Genomic DNA, 19,466 nt, shown 5'->3' on the forward strand with positions numbered 1-19,466 from the left:
TTTAAGGCCACGATCCATCCGCTTGTGTCGCCGGGCTTTGCCCGGAGACCGGCCCCGAGGACCGCATGGCCTTCCTGAACGATCTGCCCATCGCCGAGCTGATCGCGAATTACGGTTACATCGCGATCTTCGTGATCATCACCCTCGAGAGCGCCGGCGTGCCATGCCCCGGCGAGACGGTGCTGATCTCGGCCGCCGTCTATGCGGGCAGCACCGGCAATTTGAATATCGGCCTGGTCATCGCCGCGGCCGCGGCGGCGGCGATCCTGGGCGACAATGTCGGCTATTGGGCGGGGCGGCGCTGGGGCATGCCGCTGCTCCTGCGCTACGGTCACCTCATCGCCCTCGATCACGGGCGGCTCAAGCTCGGCCAGTATCTGTTCCGCCGGCACGGCGGCAAGATCGTGTTCTTCGGCCGCTTCACCGCGATGCTGCGCGCCTACGCGGCCGTGCTCGCCGGGGTCAACCGTCTGGATGCCCGGCGCTTCTTCGCCTTCAACGCCCTCGGCGGCGTCGTCTGGGCCGGCAGCATGGGGATCGGCTCCTACTATTGCGGGCGCCAGATCGAGCACATCGTCGGCCCGGTCGGCCTGACCCTGCTGGCGCTCGTGGTGTTCGGAGGCCTGGCCCTCTGGCTGTTCGTGCGTCGGCACGAGGCGCGGCTGCTCAGCGAGGCGGAGACCGCCATCCCCGGGCCGCTTGCCTGACGACCGTCACGCCTCCGCGAGGTCGTGCGCGTCGAGGGTGTCCAGCGCCTCGTGATGCATCAGGAGCACGCCGGTCGCCGTGGCGAGCCGGCGCGCGGCCGGGGTGAAGCCGGCATTGGAGACCACGGCGGCCCGGTCCCCGTCCCAGTAGCGCAGCGCCGCAGCCGCTTCCTGCACGGCGGCGTTGCCGACGGGCTTGCTCAGCCGCTTGCATTGCACCACGAGGCGCAGGCCGTCCTGCACCGCGACGATGTCGGCGCCCTGGTCGCCGCTCGCCGGCGTCCGGTGCGTCCGCCAGCCCGCCCGGGTCAGGCGCTCGGCGCAGTAGCGCTCGTAGTCCAGCCCGTCCCCCGGCGCCTCGTCCTCCTCCGGGAGGGCGACGGCCGCCGCCTCGGCCTCGATGATCGCCAGCATCCGCGCGTGCTCCACCTCGGCGAGGTCGGCGAAGCGGGGGCCGAGCTGCGGCAGGACGGTCCGCTCGAGAAAGTAGTCCCGCTCGCGCAGCCAGCCGTCCTCGATCCAGTTGCCGTAAGGATCGCAGTAGCTCTCCTGACGCCGCCGCAGCGCCAGCGTGTCGGCATGCGCCCGGGCGATCCGCCGCACCCGGGCACGGAAGCGGCGCTTGCGCCCGAGATGCCGGATCAGGACCAGGACGAGGGCCAGGCCCGTCGCGGCCAGGGCCGGCCGGCCGTACCAGAGCCCGAACGGAAGGCCGATCACGGCCGTCCAGAACAGGCGGGCAACGGGATTGGGCTTGCCGGGCATCGGGTCTCTGAGGCGCTGACGGGCCCCTGACCCTCGCAAGCTTGGCTTGCCCGATGCCTAACCCGGATCCGAAAGCTGTGGACGCGCTCGGCGCGCCCTCAGCCCTTCCGCCGCTGGTGGCCGAGGCCCATGCTCTTGGCGAGACTGGAGCGCGCCGCGGCGTAGTTCGGCGCCACCATCGGATAATCGGGCGGAAGGCCCCATTTCGTCCGGTATTCCTCGGGCGTGAGGTTGTAGTGCGTGCGCAGATGGCGCTTGAGCGACTTGAACTTCTTGCCGTCCTCCAGACACACGATGAAGTCGGGCTGGACCGAGCGCCGGACCGGCACGGCCGGCCTCAACTCCTCCGTCGGCGTGATGGCCGGCTCGCCGAGACCGTGCAGCGTCGCGTGGATGGCCGCGATGAGCCCGGGCAGCTCCGGCGCAGGCACCGGATTGTTGCTCACGAAGGCCGACACGATGTCGACGGACAGCGCGAGATAGTCCGGTTGCCCTTCACCCGTGGCGTCCATCCCATAACCTCCTGTCGATCCCGGCTCGCCGCCAACCCGAGGTGCCGGCCGGAATCTGTCTCTGCTCAACCCGATACAGGGTAGTTAAGCAGCAGTTACTATGGTGGTGGGAATTTAATAGCAAGACCAATCTACACACGCCCACAACTGCCGTCTTGGAGTGGATAAAGCGCGCTGGATATTGGACAAAAGGACGTCGCCAACGATGCCGTCGGGGCGATCGTTCGGTGTCCCCATGTCGCGTGCCGCTCGGGCGTTGCAGGCGCGCCGGATCGCGCCATCTGAGGGAGCGGCGGGCGTTCCATGAGCCGTGCCCGATCGGACGAAGCGGGGGACCAGATGCGTGCCGGCACGAACGGCCTGCGGAAGCTCATCCCGTGACGGCGGCGCCGTGAGCCGCCGGTCATGAGCACATACCGGTTCGACAAACTGCTGGCGCCCCGGTCGGTCGCCCTGGTGGGTGCGGTCGCCCGCGTGGGCTCACTGGGGCGCAGCGTGTTCGACAGCCTGCGCGCCGCGGGCTTTCCCGGCGCGATCCTGCCGGTCCAGCCCGATCAGGCGACGGTCGAGGGGCTGCCCTGCGTGCCCAGGGTCGCGGATCTCCCCGTCGCCCCCGATCTCGTTCTGATCGCGGTGCCGCCGCCGCGCGTGCCCGAGGTCGTCGCGCAGGCCGCCGCGATCGGCGCCGGGGCGGCGGTGATCCTCACCGCCCGGCTCGGGTCCGAGCCGGACGATCCCGGCCCGGTCGCCCACCGGATCGCCCGCGCCCACGGCCTGCGCCTGCTCGGTCCCGACAGCGCCGGCCTCGCGGTGCCGGGTGCCAAGCTCAACGCCAGCCTGTTCGCCCATGCCCCCGCGTCCGGCGACCTCGCCCTCGTCTCGCAATCCGGCACGGTCGCGGCCGCCATCGTCGCCTGGGGTGCCCGCCACGGGACCGGCTTCTCGGCGGTTCTGTCGCTCGGCAGCGTCCTCGATATCGGCGTGGCCGATTGCCTCGACCACTTCGCTGCCGATTATCACACCCGCGCGATCCTGCTCTGCCTCGACAGGGTCGCGGATGCCCGCCGCTTCATGTCGGCCGCCCGGGCCGCCGCGCGGGCCAAGCCCGTCGTGGTGCTTCGGGCCGGCCGGCACCGCCCGGACACGCGCGCCGCCGCCACCCATACCGGCGCCCTGGCCCGTCCGGATGCGGTCTACGCGGCGGCGTTCCGGCGGGCGGGCCTGCTGGCCGTGCCGGACCTCGACGCGATGTTCTCCGCTGTGGAGACCCTGGGGCGCCAGCGGCCCTTCCCGGGCCACCGGTTGGCGATCGTGTCGAACGGCCGCGGCATCGGGCTGCTTGCCGCGGATCGGTTGATCGAGCGGGCCGGGACCCTGGCGGCGCCCGCCGAGGCGGACGGCCGCGCGCCGGGCAACCCTCTCGATCTCGGCATCGATGCCGCCGGGCCGGCCTTCTCCGCTGCGCTGGCACCCCTGCTGACCGATCGGACGAGCGACGCCGTGCTGGCGATCCATGTGCCCACGATTCGTTCGGAGGCGGGCGCGGTGGCGCGTGCCATCGCCGAGACGGTCGAGACCGCCCGGGCCGGCCAATCCCGCAAGAAGCCCGTCTTCGCGGTCTCGCTGGGCGACGCGGAGGCGGGGCGCGAGACCTTCGCGCAGGCCGGGATCCCGCACTTCACCACCGATTCCGAGGCGATCGAGGGCTTCCTGCACCTGGTGCGCTACCGCGAGGCGCAGGACGATCTGATGCGCACGCCGGACTCGCTGCCGCGGGACTTCTCCCCCGACACGGCGCGGGCCCGCTCGATCGTCGCCGGGGCGCTGCAGCAGGGGGCTGCCTGGCTCGACCCGGTGGCGGTCAACGGCCTCTTGGAGGCCTACGGGATTCCGACCGTGCCGATCACGCTGGCGCCCGACAAGGACGCGGCGGCGGCGGCCGCGTGGCCGATCATCGCGGCGGGCGGAACGGTGGCGCTGAAGGTCGTCTCGCCGGACGTGGTGCACAAATCCGACATCGGCGGCGTCCATCTCGACCTGACCAGCGAGGCCGACGTGGCGGACGCGGCCCGCAGCATCCTGGCCCGGGCGCGCCGGGAGCGGCCGGATGCCCGGGTGACCGGTTTTGCCGTGCAGCCGATGGTCCGCCGCGGCCAGCGCCGCGAGCTGATCGCCGGGCTCGCCGAGGACGCGGTGTTCGGCCCGGTCGTGGTCTTCGGCCGGGGCGGCACCGCCGTGGAGGTGATCGATGACCGCGCCCTCGGCCTGCCGCCGCTGGACCTGACCCTCGCGCGCGACCTCATCGCCCGCACCCGGGTCGCGCGGCGCCTCGAAGCCTACCGCGACGTGCCCGCCGCCGATCTCGGGGCGATCGCGCTGACGCTGGTGAAGCTGTCCCAGCTCGCCGCCGACCTGCCGCAGGTGCGCGAACTCGACATCAACCCGCTTCTGGCCGACGAGACCGGCGTGCTCGCCCTCGACGCGCGGGTCCGGATCGGGCGCGCCGAGCGCGGAGCCGACGGACGCGGCCATCCGCGATTCGCGATCCGGCCCTACCCGGCCGAATGGGTCCGGACGCTCAACCTCAAGGACCGGACGGTGCGGGTGCGGCCGGTGCGCCCGGAGGACGAGGGCCTGTTCCTGACCTTCTTCAAGGGACTCGACCCGGAGGATCTGCGGCTGCGGTTCTTCGGCCCGGTACGCGAGTTCAGCCACGCCTTCCTGGCGCGTCTGACGCAGCTCGACTACGCCCGCGCCATCGCCTTCGTGGCCACGGAGATCGAACCGGGCGGCGGCGAGCGCATGCTCGGCGCAGTCCGGCTGCATGCCGACGCCAACCATGAGAGCGGCGAGTACGCGATCGCGGTCGGCCGCGATGCCCGGGGGACCGGCCTCGCCTTCGCGTTGATGCGCCTCATGATCGATTGGGCGCAGTCCGAGGGCATCGGGCGGGTCGAGGGCACGGTGCTCGCCGAGAACCGGCCGATGCTGGCGGTGTGCCGCCGCCTCGGGTTCACGCAGGGGCGGGATCCCGACGACCCGGGACTCGTGAAGGTGCACCTTGATCTCGCCGGCAGTTAGCGGCGGCGCGACGAGGCCGGACCCGACATCGGCCGTGCCGATGCCGGGAGGCGCGGCTCAGTGGCCGCTGTCGGTGGCGTTGCGGGTGGTCTCGTAGAGGAACCACGTGCGCTCCTCGGACTGGTCGATCCATTCCTCCAGCTGCGAGGTCGTCGCCACGTCGCCTGCCTCATCGGTCACGCCGTGGAGCGTGCGCATGTTGGCGGTGAGAGCCTTGTTGTCGTCGCGCAGCTCCTTGAGCATGTCGAGGGGCGAGACATACTCGGCATCGTTGTCGGCCACGCGGGTCAGGCTCTTGGCCTGGCCGAGCGAGCGCAGCACCGTGCCGCCGATCTTGCGGGCGCGCTCATTCACGGCGTCGATGATCTCGAAGATCTGAGCGGCCTGCTCATCCAACAGGAGGTGGTAATCGCGGAAGTGGGGTCCGCTCATGTGCCAGTGAAAGTTCTTGGTCTTGATGTAGAGGGCGAACAGGTCCGAACTCAGGATCGTCAGGCCCTCGGCGATCGTCCGCACGTCGTTCGGATCAAGGTCGGTCGGGGTGTTCAGCCGCGCGCTCTCGATGCGGCTGCTCGGCTTGGCCTTGGCCATGGTGGTCTCCAGTCTGATTCCGTGGCTCGGCGCGTCGCCCCGTCTCGCTGAAAACGGGCCGATGCGCGTTCCCTGAGCCAATGACGGGCCTGCCGGGAGGTTCCGGTGGACCGAGAATCGCATGGCTGGGTTGGGCTTAGCGGATAGGTTCGACAGATTCCAAACTATGGCGCTCGGCGGCCGAGCGGCCCACCGCGGGCTTCACGGGGGTCGGTTTGACTGCGGCGGGCTTGGTCGCAGCGGCCCGCGCCGGGGCCGGCTTCGCGTCGTGGGCGGCGCCGGGCCGGGGCCGGGGCGCGGTCGGCGCGGCACCGGCGGAGGCCGGCTTCGCGGAGGCCGCGTCCGCACCCGGGGGTGCTGCGGGGATCGCGCCGGTAGCGGCCGGTTCCGGAGCCGGCGTGTCGAGGGCGTAGATGTCGTCGCGGAAATGCGCCTTCCCGTCCGGCGTGGCGAAGCCGGTGAGATACACGAAGACGACCGGGACCGGCTTGGCGAGCTTGATGTCGCGGCGCTCGCCATCGGCGATCCCGGTTTCGATCTCGATCGGGCCCCAGTTGGTGCCCGGCCCGTTGGGCCCGTCCGTGCCCTGGAGCAGCCAGCCGACGAGTTCCTTCACCTGGCCCACCCGGACGCAGCCGTGGCTGTGGAACCGCACGCTGGCGGCGAAGAGCGATTTTGCCGGCGTATCGTGCATGTAGACGGCAAAGCGGTTCGGCATGTCGATCCGCACCTGACCCAGCGAATTGTCGAAGCCGGAATCCTGCCGCAACGTGTAATTGACCGCCTTCTCGCCGGCCCAGTCGATCCGGGTCGGATCGACCTCGCCCGAGGGGCCGAGGATCCGGATGTGGTTCTTGGCGAGATAGCCCGGATTCTTGCGCATCTGCGGGATGATCTCGTTCTTCACCACCGAGGCCGGGACGGTCCAGGTCGGATTGAAGTTGATGTCGGTGATCCGCGTCTCGACCGGCGGCGTGGCCTTGTCGGGGAGCCGACCACCGCGACGTAGCGGCGCGCAACGGCGCCGTTCTCCACCGCCTCCACGGCGGCAGACGGGATGTTGACCACGACGTAGCGGTCGCCGAACGGGAATTTCGAGCCCATCAGCCGGGCCGCGGAGGCGGCGAGCTGGCGCTGGCGCACCGCAGCCGGCACGTTGAGCGCATTGATGGTGAGCCGGCCAAGTATGCCGCTGTCGGGGAGGCCGTGGCGCGCCTGGAACGCCGCGATCGCCGCCACCAGGGGCGGGTCGAGGCGGTCGTTCGGCGGGGCATCCGCCGGCAGGTCGCCGGTCAGAGTCAGATGGTGGCGCAGGGCGGGGATCGCCGGATTGCGTTCGCCGGGCTTGAGGCGCGCGAGGTCCTCGGGCAGCCGCTCCCAGCCGCCGGCCTCCGCGAAGGCCGCGTAGCGCTCGGCCGCCCGGAGGGTGTCGAGGAACGTCCGGGGGTCAGCGTCGGGTTCGGGTCGGTGGAGACCTTGGCGTAGACCAGCGGGGCCGGCTCGCGGGATTTCTTGGCCGCCTCCTGAGGCTTGGCCTGCTGGGTTTTGATGTCCGACGACTTGGTGTCCTGAGCCTTGTTGTCCGGGGATTTGGCATCCTGGGCCTTGGCATCCTGCGCCTTCCCCTGCGCCGGGACAGGCTCCGGCGCGGCCTCGGCCGGCTTGGTTTCAGGGCGCTTGGCATCCGCCGCCTTGCCGGCCGTGCCCTTCGCCTCACCCTTCGCCTCACCCTTCGCCTCACCCTTCGCCTCCTGGGTCCGGGGCTCCTGGCCCTTGCGGCCTCCCTGTGGCGGCGGGCGGCACCGCGACCGGCACGGCGAGCGGCGGCACCGGGCTGCCCTGCACCGCGCCGGCGCCCTGCGCCAGGGCCACGGCTGGTGCGCCGAAGAGCGCCAGCAGCGACAGGCCCGCGCCCAGGGCGGCGTGCGGGCGGGCGTGACGGCGGGGCGGGACCGGGACCATACGCAACACTCCCGACGGCGCCCGAGACAGGGCGGTCGGGCAGGATCATGGACGGCCGTGGTTACCAATCTCCTCCGGTGTTGCCGGGGCCTTGAGTCCCGGATTCACCATCCGGACACTGGTCCAGCCGCTCAGCGTGCCGTGCGGATGTCCGTCCGCACGGAAAGGGCGCTTATGCTGGGCCCCTGACGCGACAGGAGATCGACCTCCGCCATGCCGGATTCCGGGTTTCTGGTCCCGAAGACGATGCCCTACCTGCCTCAGCTCGACGGGGTGCGGGCACTCGCCATCCTGATCGTGTTCGCGGCCCATTGCGGCTACAGCCACGTGGTGCCGGGCGGCTTCGGCGTCACCGTCTTCTTCTTCCTCAGCGGCTACCTGATCACCACGCTCCTGCGGATCGAGCGGGCGCAGACGGGCGCGGTGTCGCTCCCGGCCTTCTACCTCCGGCGCAGCCTGCGCATCCTGCCCCCGATGTACCTGACCCTGCTCGCCTCCGGCGCCCTCTACGGGGCGGGATGGCTGGACTGGATGCACGTCGAACCGGCGGCGATCCTCGGACAGGCGACGTTCCTGACCAACTATCCCGGCCTGTTCGGCACCGAAGCGGTGCTGCCGGTGCCGCTGTGGAGCCTCGCCATCGAGGAGCACTTCTACCTCGTCTTCCCGCTGGCCTTCGTGCTCTGGCTCGGGCGCCTCCGGCCGCGCCGTGCGGCTCTGGCCTGCCTGGGGCTCTGCGCGGTGGTGCTGGCGATCCGGTGCGAGAACGTCTGGCGGCTGCCGGATTACAGCCTGAACTACAGCTGGACCCACACGCGGATCGACGCGATCCTGTTCGGCTGCTGCCTCGGGTTGTGGAACAACCCGGTGGTCCCGGCCGACCGGGCGTGGCGCCCCACGGCCTGGCACGTCGCGGCCAGCCTCGCGGTGATCCTCGGAACCCTGGCGGTCCGCGAGCCCGCCTTCCGGGAGAGCCTGCGCTACACGCTCCAGAGCGCCGCCCTGTTCGTGCCCTTCGCGTACCTGCTGCACGGCGGGGGGCCTATGGTCCGGCTGCTCGCCAGCCGGCCGATGCGCCAGCTCGGGCTGTGGTCCTACAGCTTCTACCTCGCACACATGACCGTGGTGGCGCTGGTGCTGCACGTGAGGCCCGGGCTGCACGGCGTCGGGCTGATGCTGGCGGCCTTCCCGGTGACGCTGCTGTGGTGCTGGGGGATGTACGCGGTCGTCGAGCGCCCCTGCGCGCGCCTTCGTCGCCGGCTCCTCGCGGACCGGCCGCCCGAGCCGAGCCTGGCCGAGGACGGGCGCCGGGCCGGCGTCACGCCCGCCTGAGCGTCTCGCGGGCGGCTTTGTGATCCGGCGCGGCCTCGAAGGCCGCCTTCATGGCGTGCCACAGGGGCTTGCGCCGGAACTGCGCGTCGAGGGGGAGGGCCCGCTGCGGCAGGCCGTCGGGCCGCTTGCGGTAGGGATGGTCGTTCAGCCACGTGTCGGGGTCGTAGATGTCCCAGGTCAGGACGTCGAGGCAGGCGGGCTCGTCCAGCACCACGTCGAGGTAGCGCCGGGCGTAATCGGCCACCTTCCGGTCGCGGGTCGCCACGTCGGACGGGAAGGCGCGGTCGTCGATGTCGAGTTCGGTGATCGCGATGCCGAGCCCCATTTGGCCGATCTCCCGGAGGAAGCGCCGCAGCTGGCCCTGGTCGATCGGGATCGTGCTGGTGAGGTGCGACTGAAGCCCGAAGCGCCGGATCGGCACGCCGCGGGACCGCATCGCCTCCAGGCGGCGCAGGACCTTGGTGCGCTTGGCCTCCATCCAGGGCACGCCCTGCTCCACCGCGTCCTCGTTCCAGGTGCCGGCGGCCGCCGGGTCGGTCTCGTGCAGGATCCGGAACGCGAGATCGACGTAGCCGGGGCCGATCGCGGCGAGCCAGGGCGAGTCGCGCAGGCCCCCGCCGCGGTCGGGATCGGCCTCGTTGCCGAAGATCTCGTTGACCACGTCCCAGGCGACGATCTGGCCCCGGTAGTGGCCGGCCACCGTCTCGATCCAGCGCCGCATGAAATCCTCGGCCTGGACGGCGCTCGCCCGGCCGAGCAGCGGGCCGACCCAGGGCGGCAGCGCCGCATGCCAGACGAGCGTGTGGCCGCGCATGCGCTGGCCGTTTCCCCGCGCGAAGCGCAGGATTGCGTCGCCGCGGGCGAAGTCGGTCTTGCCGGGCGCGGGCAGGACCTCCTCCATCTTCATCTCGGTGCCGCAGACGAGGATGCCGCATTCCCGCGCCACCGCCTGCCGGTAGGCGGGCGTCGAATCGAAGCGGTGGAACGGGACCTCGCAGCCGTAGAGCAGGCCCTTGGCGGCCGCCGCGGCCTGGAGGCTGTCGCCCGACCAGGACGGACGGCCGAGGGGACCGAACCCCGCCGGGCCGGCCGCACGCGCCGCATGGGCGAGGCCGAGGGAGGCCGCACCGGCGAGGATCGACCGGCGGCTCGGGGGAGGGGGCATCCGGGTGCTTCGTTCCGAAGGGTGTCCGATCACCCTAGCAGAAGCCGCCGCCGCGGCGATCCGCGGGTTCTGCCGGGTCGCGGGATCCGGCTCGAACTCGCCTTCCGTCCGGCTCGCCCCATCTGAAGGGCGCCACGCCTCCGAGGATCCGTCATGAGCCAGAACCCCGCGATCAGCCCCGGCCGCAGCGCGGTCGTCACCGGCGCTGCGAGCGGCATCGGGCTCGCCGCCGCGCAGGCCTTCGCGCGGGCCGGCATGAACGTCTGGCTCGCCGACCTGCCGGGGCCGGCCCTGGACGCGGCCCGCGCCGCCGTGGCCGAACTCGCCGCCGTCGAGGTCCGGGCCATACCCACCGACGTGTCGGATCGCGGGGCGGTGGAAGCCCTGGCGGCTGCCGTCGCCAAGGCCGGGCCGCCGGCCCTGGTGATGCTGAATGCCGGCATCGAGGCCGGTGGGAAACTGTTCTCCGACCCCGACACCTGGACGCGGATCCTGGGCACCAATCTCGGCGGCGTGGTCAACGGCATCCACGCCTTCGCGCCCGGCATGATCGCGGGCGGCAAGCCTGGGGCGATCATCGTCACCGGCTCGAAGCAGGGCATCACCACGCCGCCGGGCAACGCGCCCTACAACGTCTCGAAGGCGGGGGTGAAGGCGGTCACCGAGGCGCTCGCCCACGAGCTGCGCAACCGCGAAGGATGCCGGACCACCGCCCACCTGCTGATCCCGGGCTTCGTCTATACGGGCCTCACCAAGGCCCGGGGCGTCGCCGAGAAGCCCGCGGGAGCCTGGACGCCCGACGAGACCGTGGCCTTCATGCTGGAGCGGCTCGCCGCCGGCGACTTCTACATCCTCTGCCCCGACAACGAGACCACCCGGGCGCAGGACGCGAAGCGGATCGCCTGGGCGGCGGGCGACATCATCGAGAACCGGCCCGCCCTGTCGCGCTGGCACCCGGATTTTTCCGAAGGCTTCAAGCGGTACATGGAGGGGTGACCCATACGGCCTCGCTCGGCCCTGGGTCACTTCGCTTCGCTCGCAAAGACGGGGGAGCGAGACTCGTCGCCTGGCTGCGCGCGGGTTGCCGCGTTCACCGTCCTTGCGAGCGCAGCGAAGCAATCCAGGGAGCCGCGACGCCGGACCTGTTCACGCGAGATCTGGATACAGGTCGTTCCAATCCGGATTCATCGCCTCGATCAGCGCGAGCTTTTTCTTCCGTGAGCCCGCCTTGATCTGCTTCTCGCGCGTGATGGCCTCATTCATCGTGGGATAGCGCTCATACCAGACGAGGCGCTTGCAATCGTAGCGGCTGGTGAAGCCCTGGAGCAGCGCCTCGCAATGCTCGTAGACCCCGCCGGGCGAGGTTGGATGTCACGCCGGTGTAGAGCGTCCCGTTGCGGCGGCTCGCCATGATGTAGACGGCCGGCTCACGCATCGTGCTGCCTTTCGGCGTCGGCGCGCGGCCCTGGGTTGCTTCGCCGTGCTCGCAAAGACGGAGCGTGACGTCATCGGGTTGCCCAAAGCTGTCGCGGCTGCGCCCCGGCCCGGGCAGCGCTGGTCCGCGCCCCGAGTCTGGCGAAGCCCTTGCACACGGGCTAGGTCAGTGCGACGCAGCCGCCGCACGAGACCAGCGCACGACAACCGGGAGCCGCACTTGGCCACGATCATTCCCGTCGCCTCCTTCGACTGCGTCGTGTTCGGCGCGACCGGCGATCTGACCGCGCGAAAGCTTCTGCCGGCCCTGTTCTACCGCTTCCGGGACGGGCAGATCCCGGAGACGAGCCGGATCATCGGTGCCTCGCGCTCGGAATTGTCCCTCGACGCCTTCCGCGAGCATGCCCGCGACGCCCTGAAGCGTTTCGTCCCCGCCGCCGACCTGTCGGAAGACATGCTCCATCGCTTCCTCGACCACGTCGACTACGTCGCGGTCGACGGCGCCGGCGACAGCGGCTGGACGGACCTCGTGGCCAAGCTCGACGAGCGGCCCGACCAGGTCCGGCCCTACTACCTCGCCACCTCGCCCGACCTCTACGGCTCGATCTGCCGCAACCTCGCCGCCCACGGGCTCGTCGGCGAGAAGTCCCGCGTCGTGCTAGAGAAGCCGATCGGCAAGGACCTGAAATCGGCCCGGGCGATCAACGACGCGGTCGGCGAGGTCTTCCCCGAATCGCAGATCTTCCGGATCGACCACTATCTCGGCAAGGAGACGGTCCAGAACCTGCTCTCGCTCCGCTTCGCCAACACGATCTTCGAGCGGCTTTGGACCTCGGACGTGATCGACCACGTCCAGATCACGGTCGCCGAGACGGTGGGGGTCGAGGGCCGGGCCGGCTACTACGACACGTCGGGCGCGATGCGCGACATGCTGCAGAACCACATCCTGCAGCTCCTGTGCCTCACCGCCATGGAGAGCCCGCTCAACCTCGAGGCGAACTCGGTCCGTGACGAGAAATTGAAGGTGCTCCGCGCCCTCAAGCCGATCACCACGCACGATATCCAGAGCGTGACGGTGCGCGGCCAGTACGTGGCGGGCGCCGTCGACGGCAAGCCCGTCGAGGGCTACCTCTCCGAGCTCGGCCACGAGAGCCGGACCGAGACCTTCGTCGCCATGAAGGTCGAGATCCAGTCCGGCCGCTGGGCCGGCGTGCCGTTCTACCTGCGCACCGGCAAGCGCCTGCCCCGGAAGCTCTCGGAGATCGTGGTGCAGTTCCGCGCCTCGCCGTTCTCGATCTTCCCCGAGGAGGCCTTCGGCCGCGAGCCGAACCGCCTCGTGATCCGCCTGCAGCCGCAGGAGGGCATGAAGCTCGAAGTCATGACCAAGGATCCGGGCCCCGGCGGCCTGCGCCTGCGTCCCACCGATCTCGACATCTCCTTCGAGGAGACCTTCAAGCAGCGCTATCCCGACGCCTACGAGCGCCTGCTGATGGACGTGGTCCGCGGCAACGCCACCCTGTTCATGCGCCGCGACGAGGTCGAGGCCGCCTGGGCCTGGGCGGACGGCGTGCTCAAGGCCTGGGCCGACCGGCCGGAGGCGCCGCGGCCCTACCCGGCTGGGAGCTGGGGGCCGACCGCCGCCATCGCGCTGATCGAGCGCGACGGCCGGACCTGGCACGAGGAACTGCGGTAACGACGGTCTTCGGCTTACGGCCAAGCTGCCTTGATACGGTCAAGCCAGATGTGAAATCTGTCTGCGCCGTCGGATACCGCCCCGCGAGAGGGCGGATACGGCGCGGCACGAGGGATCATCAATGCTGGACAATCATCACGACGCGGCCGCTCAGGCCGAGCGTCGCCTGGAGCGTTCGGTCGCCGCCGCCCTGCGCGTCATCGCCGCCGCCCATGTCGAGCGGCAGGCCCCGCCGGTCTCCGCCGCCCGTCGCCGCCTGAGCGAGGTCTACGGCGCCACCCGCCTGGCCCGCCGCCTGGAGCAGGAGCGCCGGACCGCCTGAGCGTTCGCCGCCCGAACCGTCGCGCCGCGCTCCGGTCGGAGCGGCGAGACCCGACGTCGCGCTGCCCCGGGTCGCTTCGCGTCGCGCGCGATCACGGGGTTACAGGGCGGCGTCCCAGGTCTCGCTGAGGGGCGTCGTCCCGCGGACCAGCCGGGCGCGCAGCACGACGTCGCCCGCCGGCATCGGTTCCGGCGGGCGCCACTCGACATAGATCCGCCAGCCGCCGGTCTGCGGCACGAAGTTGGCCACCGGCTCGTGCATCGTGCCGGCACTGGCCGAGACCTCGGCGGTGACCGCCTCGTCGGCAGATTTCGGCAGGCCCGGACCCTCGAAATCGATCACGCAGAGCCGCCGCTGCGGGCTCGGCGGGGTGATGGGGCGCAGGCGTTCCGCGGACCCGAATCGCGTCGAGGTCACCCGGGCGAGGGCGGCGTCCGGGATCGCCGGCACGGGCTCCGCCCCCACCGTGGTCAGGCCGTAGGCGAGATGCAGCGGCGCGCCGGGCTGCGCCGGCGCCGCGGGCACGAAGGCCGCCACGATGTTGTCCATGTACTCTTCGCCCGACGGGATCTCGAAGAGCTGCACGGCGCCGTTCGCGAAGGCGCCCCCGGCGGGATCCGGGGCCACCCACAGGCCCGGCCGCGCCTCGTGACGCGCCTCGACGTCGAGATAGGCCGCGAAGGTCCGCTCCCGCTGCAGCAGCCCGAAGCCGGCGAGCGGCCGGGCCGCGAAGGCGGAGATCTGTGGCTGCTTGCGCCCGTTGACCAGGGGCCGCCAGATCCGGTCGACCCGCGCCGGGTCGGCCCCGGCCGCGACGCAGAGGCCGTCGGAATCGTGGACCTGCGGCCGGAAGTCGTCGAACGGCTTGGCCCCCCGCGCCCCGGGCCCGTTCTGCCCGTACAGGAACATGCTGGTGAGGGGGGCCAGCCCGAGCTTCGCGATCGACCGGCGTGGATGGAGCGCCGCGGTGACGGCGATCCGCGCCGGGTCTCCGGGGCTGATGGCGAACCGGAAGGCGCCGGCCACGCTCGGGCTGTCGAGCAGCGAGAGCACCGTCAGGGTGCGGGCTTCCGGTTCCGGTTCGCAGATCCAGTGGGCGACGAAGTCGGGAAATTCCTCGCCCTCCGGCGCGCCCGTGCCGATGGCGAGCCCCCGGGCCGAGAGCCCGTATTCCTGATGGGCCGCGCGCAGGCGGAAATAGGAGGCCCCCAGGAAGACGAGAAACTCTTCCTGGAAGCCCTTCGGTCGCCACGCCGGCGTGTCCGGGAAGGCGTAGTGCAGGCGGAAGCCCGCGAAGCCGAGATCCGGCGCGAAGCTCTGGCCGGCGAGCCGCCGGCCAAGATCGAACAGGCGGGTCTCGTAGGGGATCGGGCGCGCCGGCCCGCGCCGCGGCTGGAGGTAGAGCGCCACGCGCTTGCGCTGCAGGAAGCCGCGGTGGAACAGCTGGGCGCTGAAATGGTCGCCGAGGTGCAGGCTCTCGGCCGGACGGAAGGTGATGGCGCGGTAGCCGTCGTAGTCGAGGGCGGCGAGCGCCGGCGGAAGATCCTCGGGCGGGGCGGCATAGGGGGCCGCGGCGAGGCGTGCCGCCTCCGCCGACAGGGTTTCGAAGGTCATTGCGCCCCCCTGCGGCGGAAGCGCCGGCCCGGCCCACGTTCTGGACCCATTCAGATCAGCCGCGCTAGGTAGAACCGTGCCGGCAGCCGCGGCCAGAGCTGTTCGAAGAACGCGGCGTCGGGAGGGGGGATTGATCCGTTCGGCTTCCGGCGGTCTGTGCTGCCGGGTCGGCTCCGTGTCCTCACCCCGCACATCGGTATCCACGGTCATCGGTTCCCGGCCTCCGACGGCCGGGCGGCCGGCAGCCTTCCACGGTCGAGTTCCTCGCGCCATGTCCTCACGCGTCACCTCCTCCGCCGAGCGGTCGCACCGGAACGCGGATCCCGCCATACCCGATCCCTCGGACGCCGCATCCTGTCGCGAGGTCTGGACCGGCGCGCGCCGCGGCACCCTGCGCGCCCGGCGCCTGGCCCTGGCCGTCCCGAGCCTCGGCACCGCCGGCGGTCTCGTGTGGCTCGCCGCGCTCGCCTATCCGGCGAGCGTCAGCCCGCTTGCCTGGGCGGTGTTGGTTCTGTTCGGCCTCGTGATGGGCTGGCAGGCCTTCGTCGCCTGCCAGTACGTCTACGGGTTCGTCGCTTCCCTCCTGGGCGACCGGGCGAAATCCGCGCTGGAGCGCCGCTCCGAAGCGGCGGGGGCCGGGCCGGCCGGGACCGGACGCACCGCCGCCGTGGTGGCGATCCACGCCGAGGACGCGGTCGCGGTGTTCGCCCGCCTGCGGGTGATGGCCCGCTCGCTGGCCCGTACCGACGCGCAGGGCATCGACATCTTCGTCCTCTCCGACACGCGGGACGGGGCGATCGCCGCCGTGGAGGAGCACGAATTCGCGCGCATCCAGGCCTGGGCGGCACAGGATCCGGCCCTGCCGCGGATCCGCTACCGGCGCCGGACGGAGAATCTCGGCCGCAAGGCCGGCAACATCGGCGAGTTCTGCCGCAGCTACGGTGGCGAATACGCCTTCATGATCGTGCTGGATGCCGACAGCCTGATGACCGGCGCGGCCATGACCCGGCTCGTCGGGCTGATGCAGGCGAGCCCCCGCACCGGCCTGATCCAGACCGTCTCCTACGCGGCCGGTCGCGACACGCTCTTCGCCCGCATCCAGCAATTCGCCGTCCGCCTCTACGCGCCGCTGGCCTTGCGCTGCCTGGAGACCTGGCAGGGGCCGGAGGGCAGCTACTGGGGCCACAACGCGATCCTGCGGATCGAGGCCTTCGCGGAGAATGCGCAGCTCCCGAAGCTCCCGGGCCGGGAGCCGCTGGGCGGCGAGATCCTGTGCCACGACATCGTCGAGGGCGCGCTGATGGTCCGCGCCGGTTGGGAGGTGCGGCTCCTGCCCGAGATGGGCGGCACCTGGGAGGAGATGCCCACCAACCTCATCGACCTGCTCGGCCGCGAGCGCCGCTGGTGCCAGGGCAATCTCCAGCACCTGCGCGTGCTGCCCTGGGCGGGCCTGCACGCGGCGAGCCGCTGGCATCTCCTGGTCGGGATCCTCTCCTACGGGATGCTGCCGCTCTGGATCGCCTTCCTCGGCCTCGCCGCGTGGCAGGCCGCCCGGACCGGCGATCTCGGCCTCCTGGCCTACGGGCTGACCGGGCAGGGCGCGGCCGCCCACGCCCTGGCCGCCCTCAGCCTCGCAATCCTGGCCCTGCCGAAGCTCCTCAGCCTCGTCCATGTTCTGGCATCGCCGGAGCGCCGGGCGGTCTTCGGCGGCACCCGGGCGCTGCTCGCGAGCGCCGCCCTGGAGCAGGCGGCGTGGGTGTTCCTGTGGCCGGTCCTGACCCTGTTCACCGCCGGGGCCGTGGTCTCGACCTTCTTCGGCCGGGTGGTGCGCTGGGAGACGCAGGATCGCGACGATCGGCAACTGTCCTGGGCGGAGGCCTTCCGGCTCCAGGCGGACGCCGTGGTGGTCGGCGGGCTGATGGTCTTCGCGCTGCTCCTCGTCGGGAACGCGTGGCTCGCCCTCTGGATGGCGCCGCTGGCCCTGGCGCTCCTCACGAGCCCGGCCCAGAGCGTCTGGACGAGCCGGGCCGATCTCGGCCGCGCCGCCCGGGCGCGCGGCCTGTTCCTGAACGCCGACGACACCGCGCAGGCGCCGGAGCTCGCCGAACTCGCCCAGCTCCGCGGCCTGCCCTCCGCACCGGCTCCGCTCCGGACGGTCCCCCGCGAGCCGGCCATCTGGCTCGCCGCCGACGAGGCCTGATCGGGGCGCCGGTCGCGGGCCGTCGGTCGAGCCGGCCCTCGCCGTCGTCGCGCGCAGCGAAGCGCCCCAGGAGCGTGGGACAGCAGGACCTGCCACGCGCACGAGATTGCTTCTCTCGGCGCGCAACGACGGTGGTGCCGGCGCCATCGACCGGAGGCGGGATGCGAGCAGGCCTTCGCCGGCGGGGCGAAGGCACCGGACGCCGGGACCGTCGGCATTCATCCCGGGACTACGGCCAAGCTGCCACAGTGTTGCCATCGAGTCACGGGCGGGCGGAACCGCCCGGGCGGGGCGGTTTCAGGCTTGGATTCGAGGCGCGAGCGTTTACCCCTTGGCGAGGATCGGCACGGCATCGTGCCCCGGTATTCGCCGCGTTCCCGCCATAGTCCGCGCCTGCCCCGAGAGGCTTTGATGCGTCGTTTTCTCCCCGCCCTGATCGGGCTTTTCGGCGTGGCCGCCTCCGCCGCGCCGGTTCTGGCCTACGAGATCGACCCGCTGACCCGCCAGCCCCTGAACGACGCGCTCACCGTGCGCGTGCGCCCGCAGGCCGTCGAGACGGTTGCGGTGCCGGTGGCGAACGCCTCGCTCAACCCCGCCGACCCGCTGAACGCCGACGCCGCGGTCCCGCAGATGTCGGCGATCCCGCGCGAGACGGTGGCCTATAACGGCCCCTACGGCGCCGGCACGATCGTCGTCTCCACCGCCGAGCGGCGGCTCTACTACGTGCTGGGCGGCGGTCAGGCCCTGCGCTACGGCGTCGGCGTCGGCCGGCCGGGCTTCACCTGGGGTGGCGTGCAGACCATCACGATGAAGCGCGAGTGGCCGGATTGGCGCCCGCCGTCGACCATGCTGAAGCGCCGGCCCGACCTGCCGCGCTACATGAAGGGCGGCCTCGAGAACCCGCTGGGCGCCCGCGCCATGTATCTCGGCGGCTCGATCTACCGGATCCACGGCTCCAATGAGCCGGAGACCATCGGCACCGCCGTCTCGTCGGGCTGCATCCGCATGACCAACGACGACGTGACGGACCTCTACACCCGCGCCAAGGTCGGCACGAAGGTCATCGTCCAGCGCTGAGGCGTTCGGACCTTTGGGAGGGGCCGGCCGTCACAGGTCGGCCTTTTCGCGTTCAGGCGCCCGGCAGGGTCACCAGCGCGTCCGGGCGCTTCACCTCGATCTCCACGAAGGCGATCGGGTGGTTCGAGCCGTTCATCACGTCGTGCCGGATGCCGGCCGGGCGCATGTAGGATTGGCCGGCCGCGAGCGCCGTCTCGCTGACCGCCGTGCCGTCGTGGACGCGCAGGATCCCATCCATCAGCATCACCACGAAGTAGGGCCAGCCGTGCTCGTGCCAGCCGGTCACGGCGCCCGGCGGGAAGTCCCAGCGGGTGATGCGCACGGTGGCGTCGTCCTGCTGGACGGTCGGGACGGCGGGGATGGTGCAGGCGAAGGCCATGGCGGCTCCAAGGGAAGCGGTCGGTGTGCCGTCATGGCGATGCAAGGCTTCGGCCTACCGGGCGGCGCAGTGACCCACGCCGTCCTCGCGAACGCGGCGCGACGCCCCCAGGGTGGCGCGGCTTCAGCCGCCGAGCCGCGCCGGAACCGGTGCGGCGGGAAGCGTCCGCCGCGGCCCTCAATGGCACCCGCACGAACCCGAGCCGCAGCCCCCGCCGGACTTGACCGAAGCCTGCCGCGCCGTGTCGCGGTCGAGGCCGCGCTCGGCGAGTTCGCCGAGATAGGTTGTCCAGCGCGTCTCGTACTCGCGGCCGAGGGTGTGAAGGTAGCCCCAGCCGTAGATGCCGGTGTCGTGCATGTCGTCGAAGCCGAGCTTGACCGCGTAGTTGCCGATCGGCTCCACCGCCAGGATCGCCACGGACCGCTTGCCGCCGATCACCTTGCGCTCCAGCGGCGAGTGGCCCTGCACCTCGGCCGAGGGGCTCGACACGCGCAGGTACTCGGCCGGCAGGGCGAAGCGCGCCCCGTCCTCGAAGGCGACGTTGAGCACCCGCCGATCGGCCGACAGGCGGATCTCGGTCGGCCACAGATCCTCGCTCACGGGTCACACTCCTCACGCAATCTGGGGCTGCG

At 71.7% G+C, this 19,466-nt stretch carries 15 protein-coding genes and 2 pseudogenes; 8 read left to right on the top strand and 9 right to left on the bottom strand.

Annotation, left to right across the window (positions count from 1 at the left end):
- Positions 1-65: 65 nt before the first annotated feature.
- The gene (locus PQI07_RS12575) at positions 66-707 is read left to right on the top strand and encodes a DedA family protein (RefSeq protein ID WP_043385228.1); all 642 of its coding nucleotides are present in this window, start codon (positions 66-68) and stop codon (positions 705-707) included.
- A 6-nt stretch (positions 708-713) separates the two neighbouring features.
- Here the strand turns inward: PQI07_RS12575 and PQI07_RS12580 are convergent, their stop codons facing one another.
- Positions 714-1,472 (bottom strand): restriction endonuclease, encoded by a 759-nt coding sequence (locus PQI07_RS12580; protein ID WP_274926728.1) that lies wholly within the window; start codon positions 1,470-1,472, stop codon positions 714-716.
- Positions 1,473-1,570: 98 nt separating this feature from the next.
- Complete coding sequence (locus PQI07_RS12585) at positions 1,571-1,984, bottom strand: Ros/MucR family transcriptional regulator (RefSeq protein WP_043357841.1); 414 nt, start codon at positions 1,982-1,984, stop codon at positions 1,571-1,573.
- Between the two features lie 405 nt (positions 1,985-2,389).
- Here PQI07_RS12585 and PQI07_RS12590 point away from each other — a divergent pair, with 405 nt between their 5' ends.
- Positions 2,390-5,065, top strand: coding sequence for a bifunctional acetate--CoA ligase family protein/GNAT family N-acetyltransferase (locus PQI07_RS12590; protein WP_043385234.1), 2,676 nt, complete (start codon positions 2,390-2,392; stop codon positions 5,063-5,065).
- Positions 5,066-5,122: 57 nt separating this feature from the next.
- Here PQI07_RS12590 and PQI07_RS12595 read toward each other — a convergent pair whose 3' ends face one another.
- On the bottom strand, positions 5,123-5,656 hold the full coding sequence (locus PQI07_RS12595) for a Dps family protein (protein ID WP_043385237.1): 534 nt from the start codon (positions 5,654-5,656) through the stop codon (positions 5,123-5,125).
- Positions 5,657-5,792: 136 nt separating this feature from the next.
- A pseudogene (locus PQI07_RS12600) lies at positions 5,793-7,618 on the bottom strand (L,D-transpeptidase family protein).
- Between the two features lie 213 nt (positions 7,619-7,831).
- Between PQI07_RS12600 and PQI07_RS12610 the strand changes: the two are divergent.
- The gene (locus PQI07_RS12610) at positions 7,832-8,950 is read left to right on the top strand and encodes an acyltransferase family protein (protein ID WP_075380864.1); all 1,119 of its coding nucleotides are present in this window, start codon (positions 7,832-7,834) and stop codon (positions 8,948-8,950) included.
- Here PQI07_RS12610 and PQI07_RS12615 read toward each other — a convergent pair.
- Positions 8,937-10,115, bottom strand: coding sequence for an endo-1,4-beta-xylanase (locus PQI07_RS12615; protein WP_075380863.1), 1,179 nt, complete (start codon positions 10,113-10,115; stop codon positions 8,937-8,939). The two genes, PQI07_RS12610 and PQI07_RS12615, sit on opposite strands and share 14 nt — an antisense overlap.
- A 153-nt stretch (positions 10,116-10,268) precedes the next feature.
- Here PQI07_RS12615 and PQI07_RS12620 point away from each other — a divergent pair, with 153 nt between their 5' ends.
- A complete protein-coding gene (locus PQI07_RS12620; protein ID WP_274926729.1) occupies positions 10,269-11,111 on the top strand; it encodes an SDR family NAD(P)-dependent oxidoreductase in 843 nt (280 codons plus the stop codon).
- 150 nt (positions 11,112-11,261) lie between these two features.
- On the opposite strand, the pseudogene PQI07_RS12625 reads toward PQI07_RS12620, so the two are convergent.
- Positions 11,262-11,550, bottom strand: a pseudogene (locus tag PQI07_RS12625) (GIY-YIG nuclease family protein).
- A gap of 219 nt (positions 11,551-11,769) precedes the next feature.
- Between PQI07_RS12625 and zwf the strand changes: the two are divergent.
- Together zwf and PQI07_RS12635 are read left to right on the top strand one after the other, a co-directional pair.
- On the top strand, positions 11,770-13,242 hold the full coding sequence (gene zwf / locus PQI07_RS12630; RefSeq protein ID WP_043357817.1) for a glucose-6-phosphate dehydrogenase: 1,473 nt from the start codon (positions 11,770-11,772) through the stop codon (positions 13,240-13,242).
- Positions 13,243-13,363: 121 nt separating this feature from the next.
- Positions 13,364-13,564: a hypothetical protein gene (locus tag PQI07_RS12635; RefSeq protein WP_043357814.1), complete on the top strand. Its 201-nt coding sequence runs from the start codon at positions 13,364-13,366 to the stop codon at positions 13,562-13,564.
- 99 nt (positions 13,565-13,663) lie between these two features.
- Here the strand turns inward: PQI07_RS12635 and PQI07_RS12640 are convergent, their stop codons facing one another.
- The gene (locus PQI07_RS12640; RefSeq protein ID WP_043759168.1) at positions 13,664-15,178 is read right to left on the bottom strand and encodes an OpgD/OpgG family glucan biosynthesis protein; all 1,515 of its coding nucleotides are present in this window, start codon (positions 15,176-15,178) and stop codon (positions 13,664-13,666) included.
- A gap of 271 nt (positions 15,179-15,449) precedes the next feature.
- On the opposite strand from PQI07_RS12640, the gene mdoH reads away from it, so the two are divergent.
- Positions 15,450-17,378 (top strand): glucans biosynthesis glucosyltransferase MdoH, encoded by a 1,929-nt coding sequence (gene mdoH / locus PQI07_RS12645; RefSeq protein ID WP_274926730.1) that lies wholly within the window; start codon positions 15,450-15,452, stop codon positions 17,376-17,378.
- Between the two features lie 411 nt (positions 17,379-17,789).
- Entirely contained in the window at positions 17,790-18,455 is a 666-nt protein-coding gene (locus tag PQI07_RS12650) for a L,D-transpeptidase (RefSeq protein WP_043385259.1), read from the top strand.
- A 52-nt stretch (positions 18,456-18,507) separates the two neighbouring features.
- On the opposite strand, the gene PQI07_RS12655 is transcribed toward PQI07_RS12650, so the two are convergent.
- Together PQI07_RS12655 and PQI07_RS12660 are read right to left on the bottom strand one after the other, a co-directional pair.
- Entirely contained in the window at positions 18,508-18,834 is a 327-nt protein-coding gene (locus PQI07_RS12655; RefSeq protein WP_274926731.1) for a cupin domain-containing protein, read from the bottom strand.
- Between the two features lie 177 nt (positions 18,835-19,011).
- On the bottom strand, positions 19,012-19,434 hold the full coding sequence (locus PQI07_RS12660; protein WP_043357798.1) for a gamma-butyrobetaine hydroxylase family protein: 423 nt from the start codon (positions 19,432-19,434) through the stop codon (positions 19,012-19,014).
- Positions 19,435-19,466: the final 32 nt, after the last annotated feature.

The sequence above is a fragment of the Methylobacterium sp. 092160098-2 genome (genome assembly GCF_028920805.1).
GTDB lineage: Bacteria > Pseudomonadota > Alphaproteobacteria > Rhizobiales > Beijerinckiaceae > Methylobacterium > Methylobacterium fujisawaense.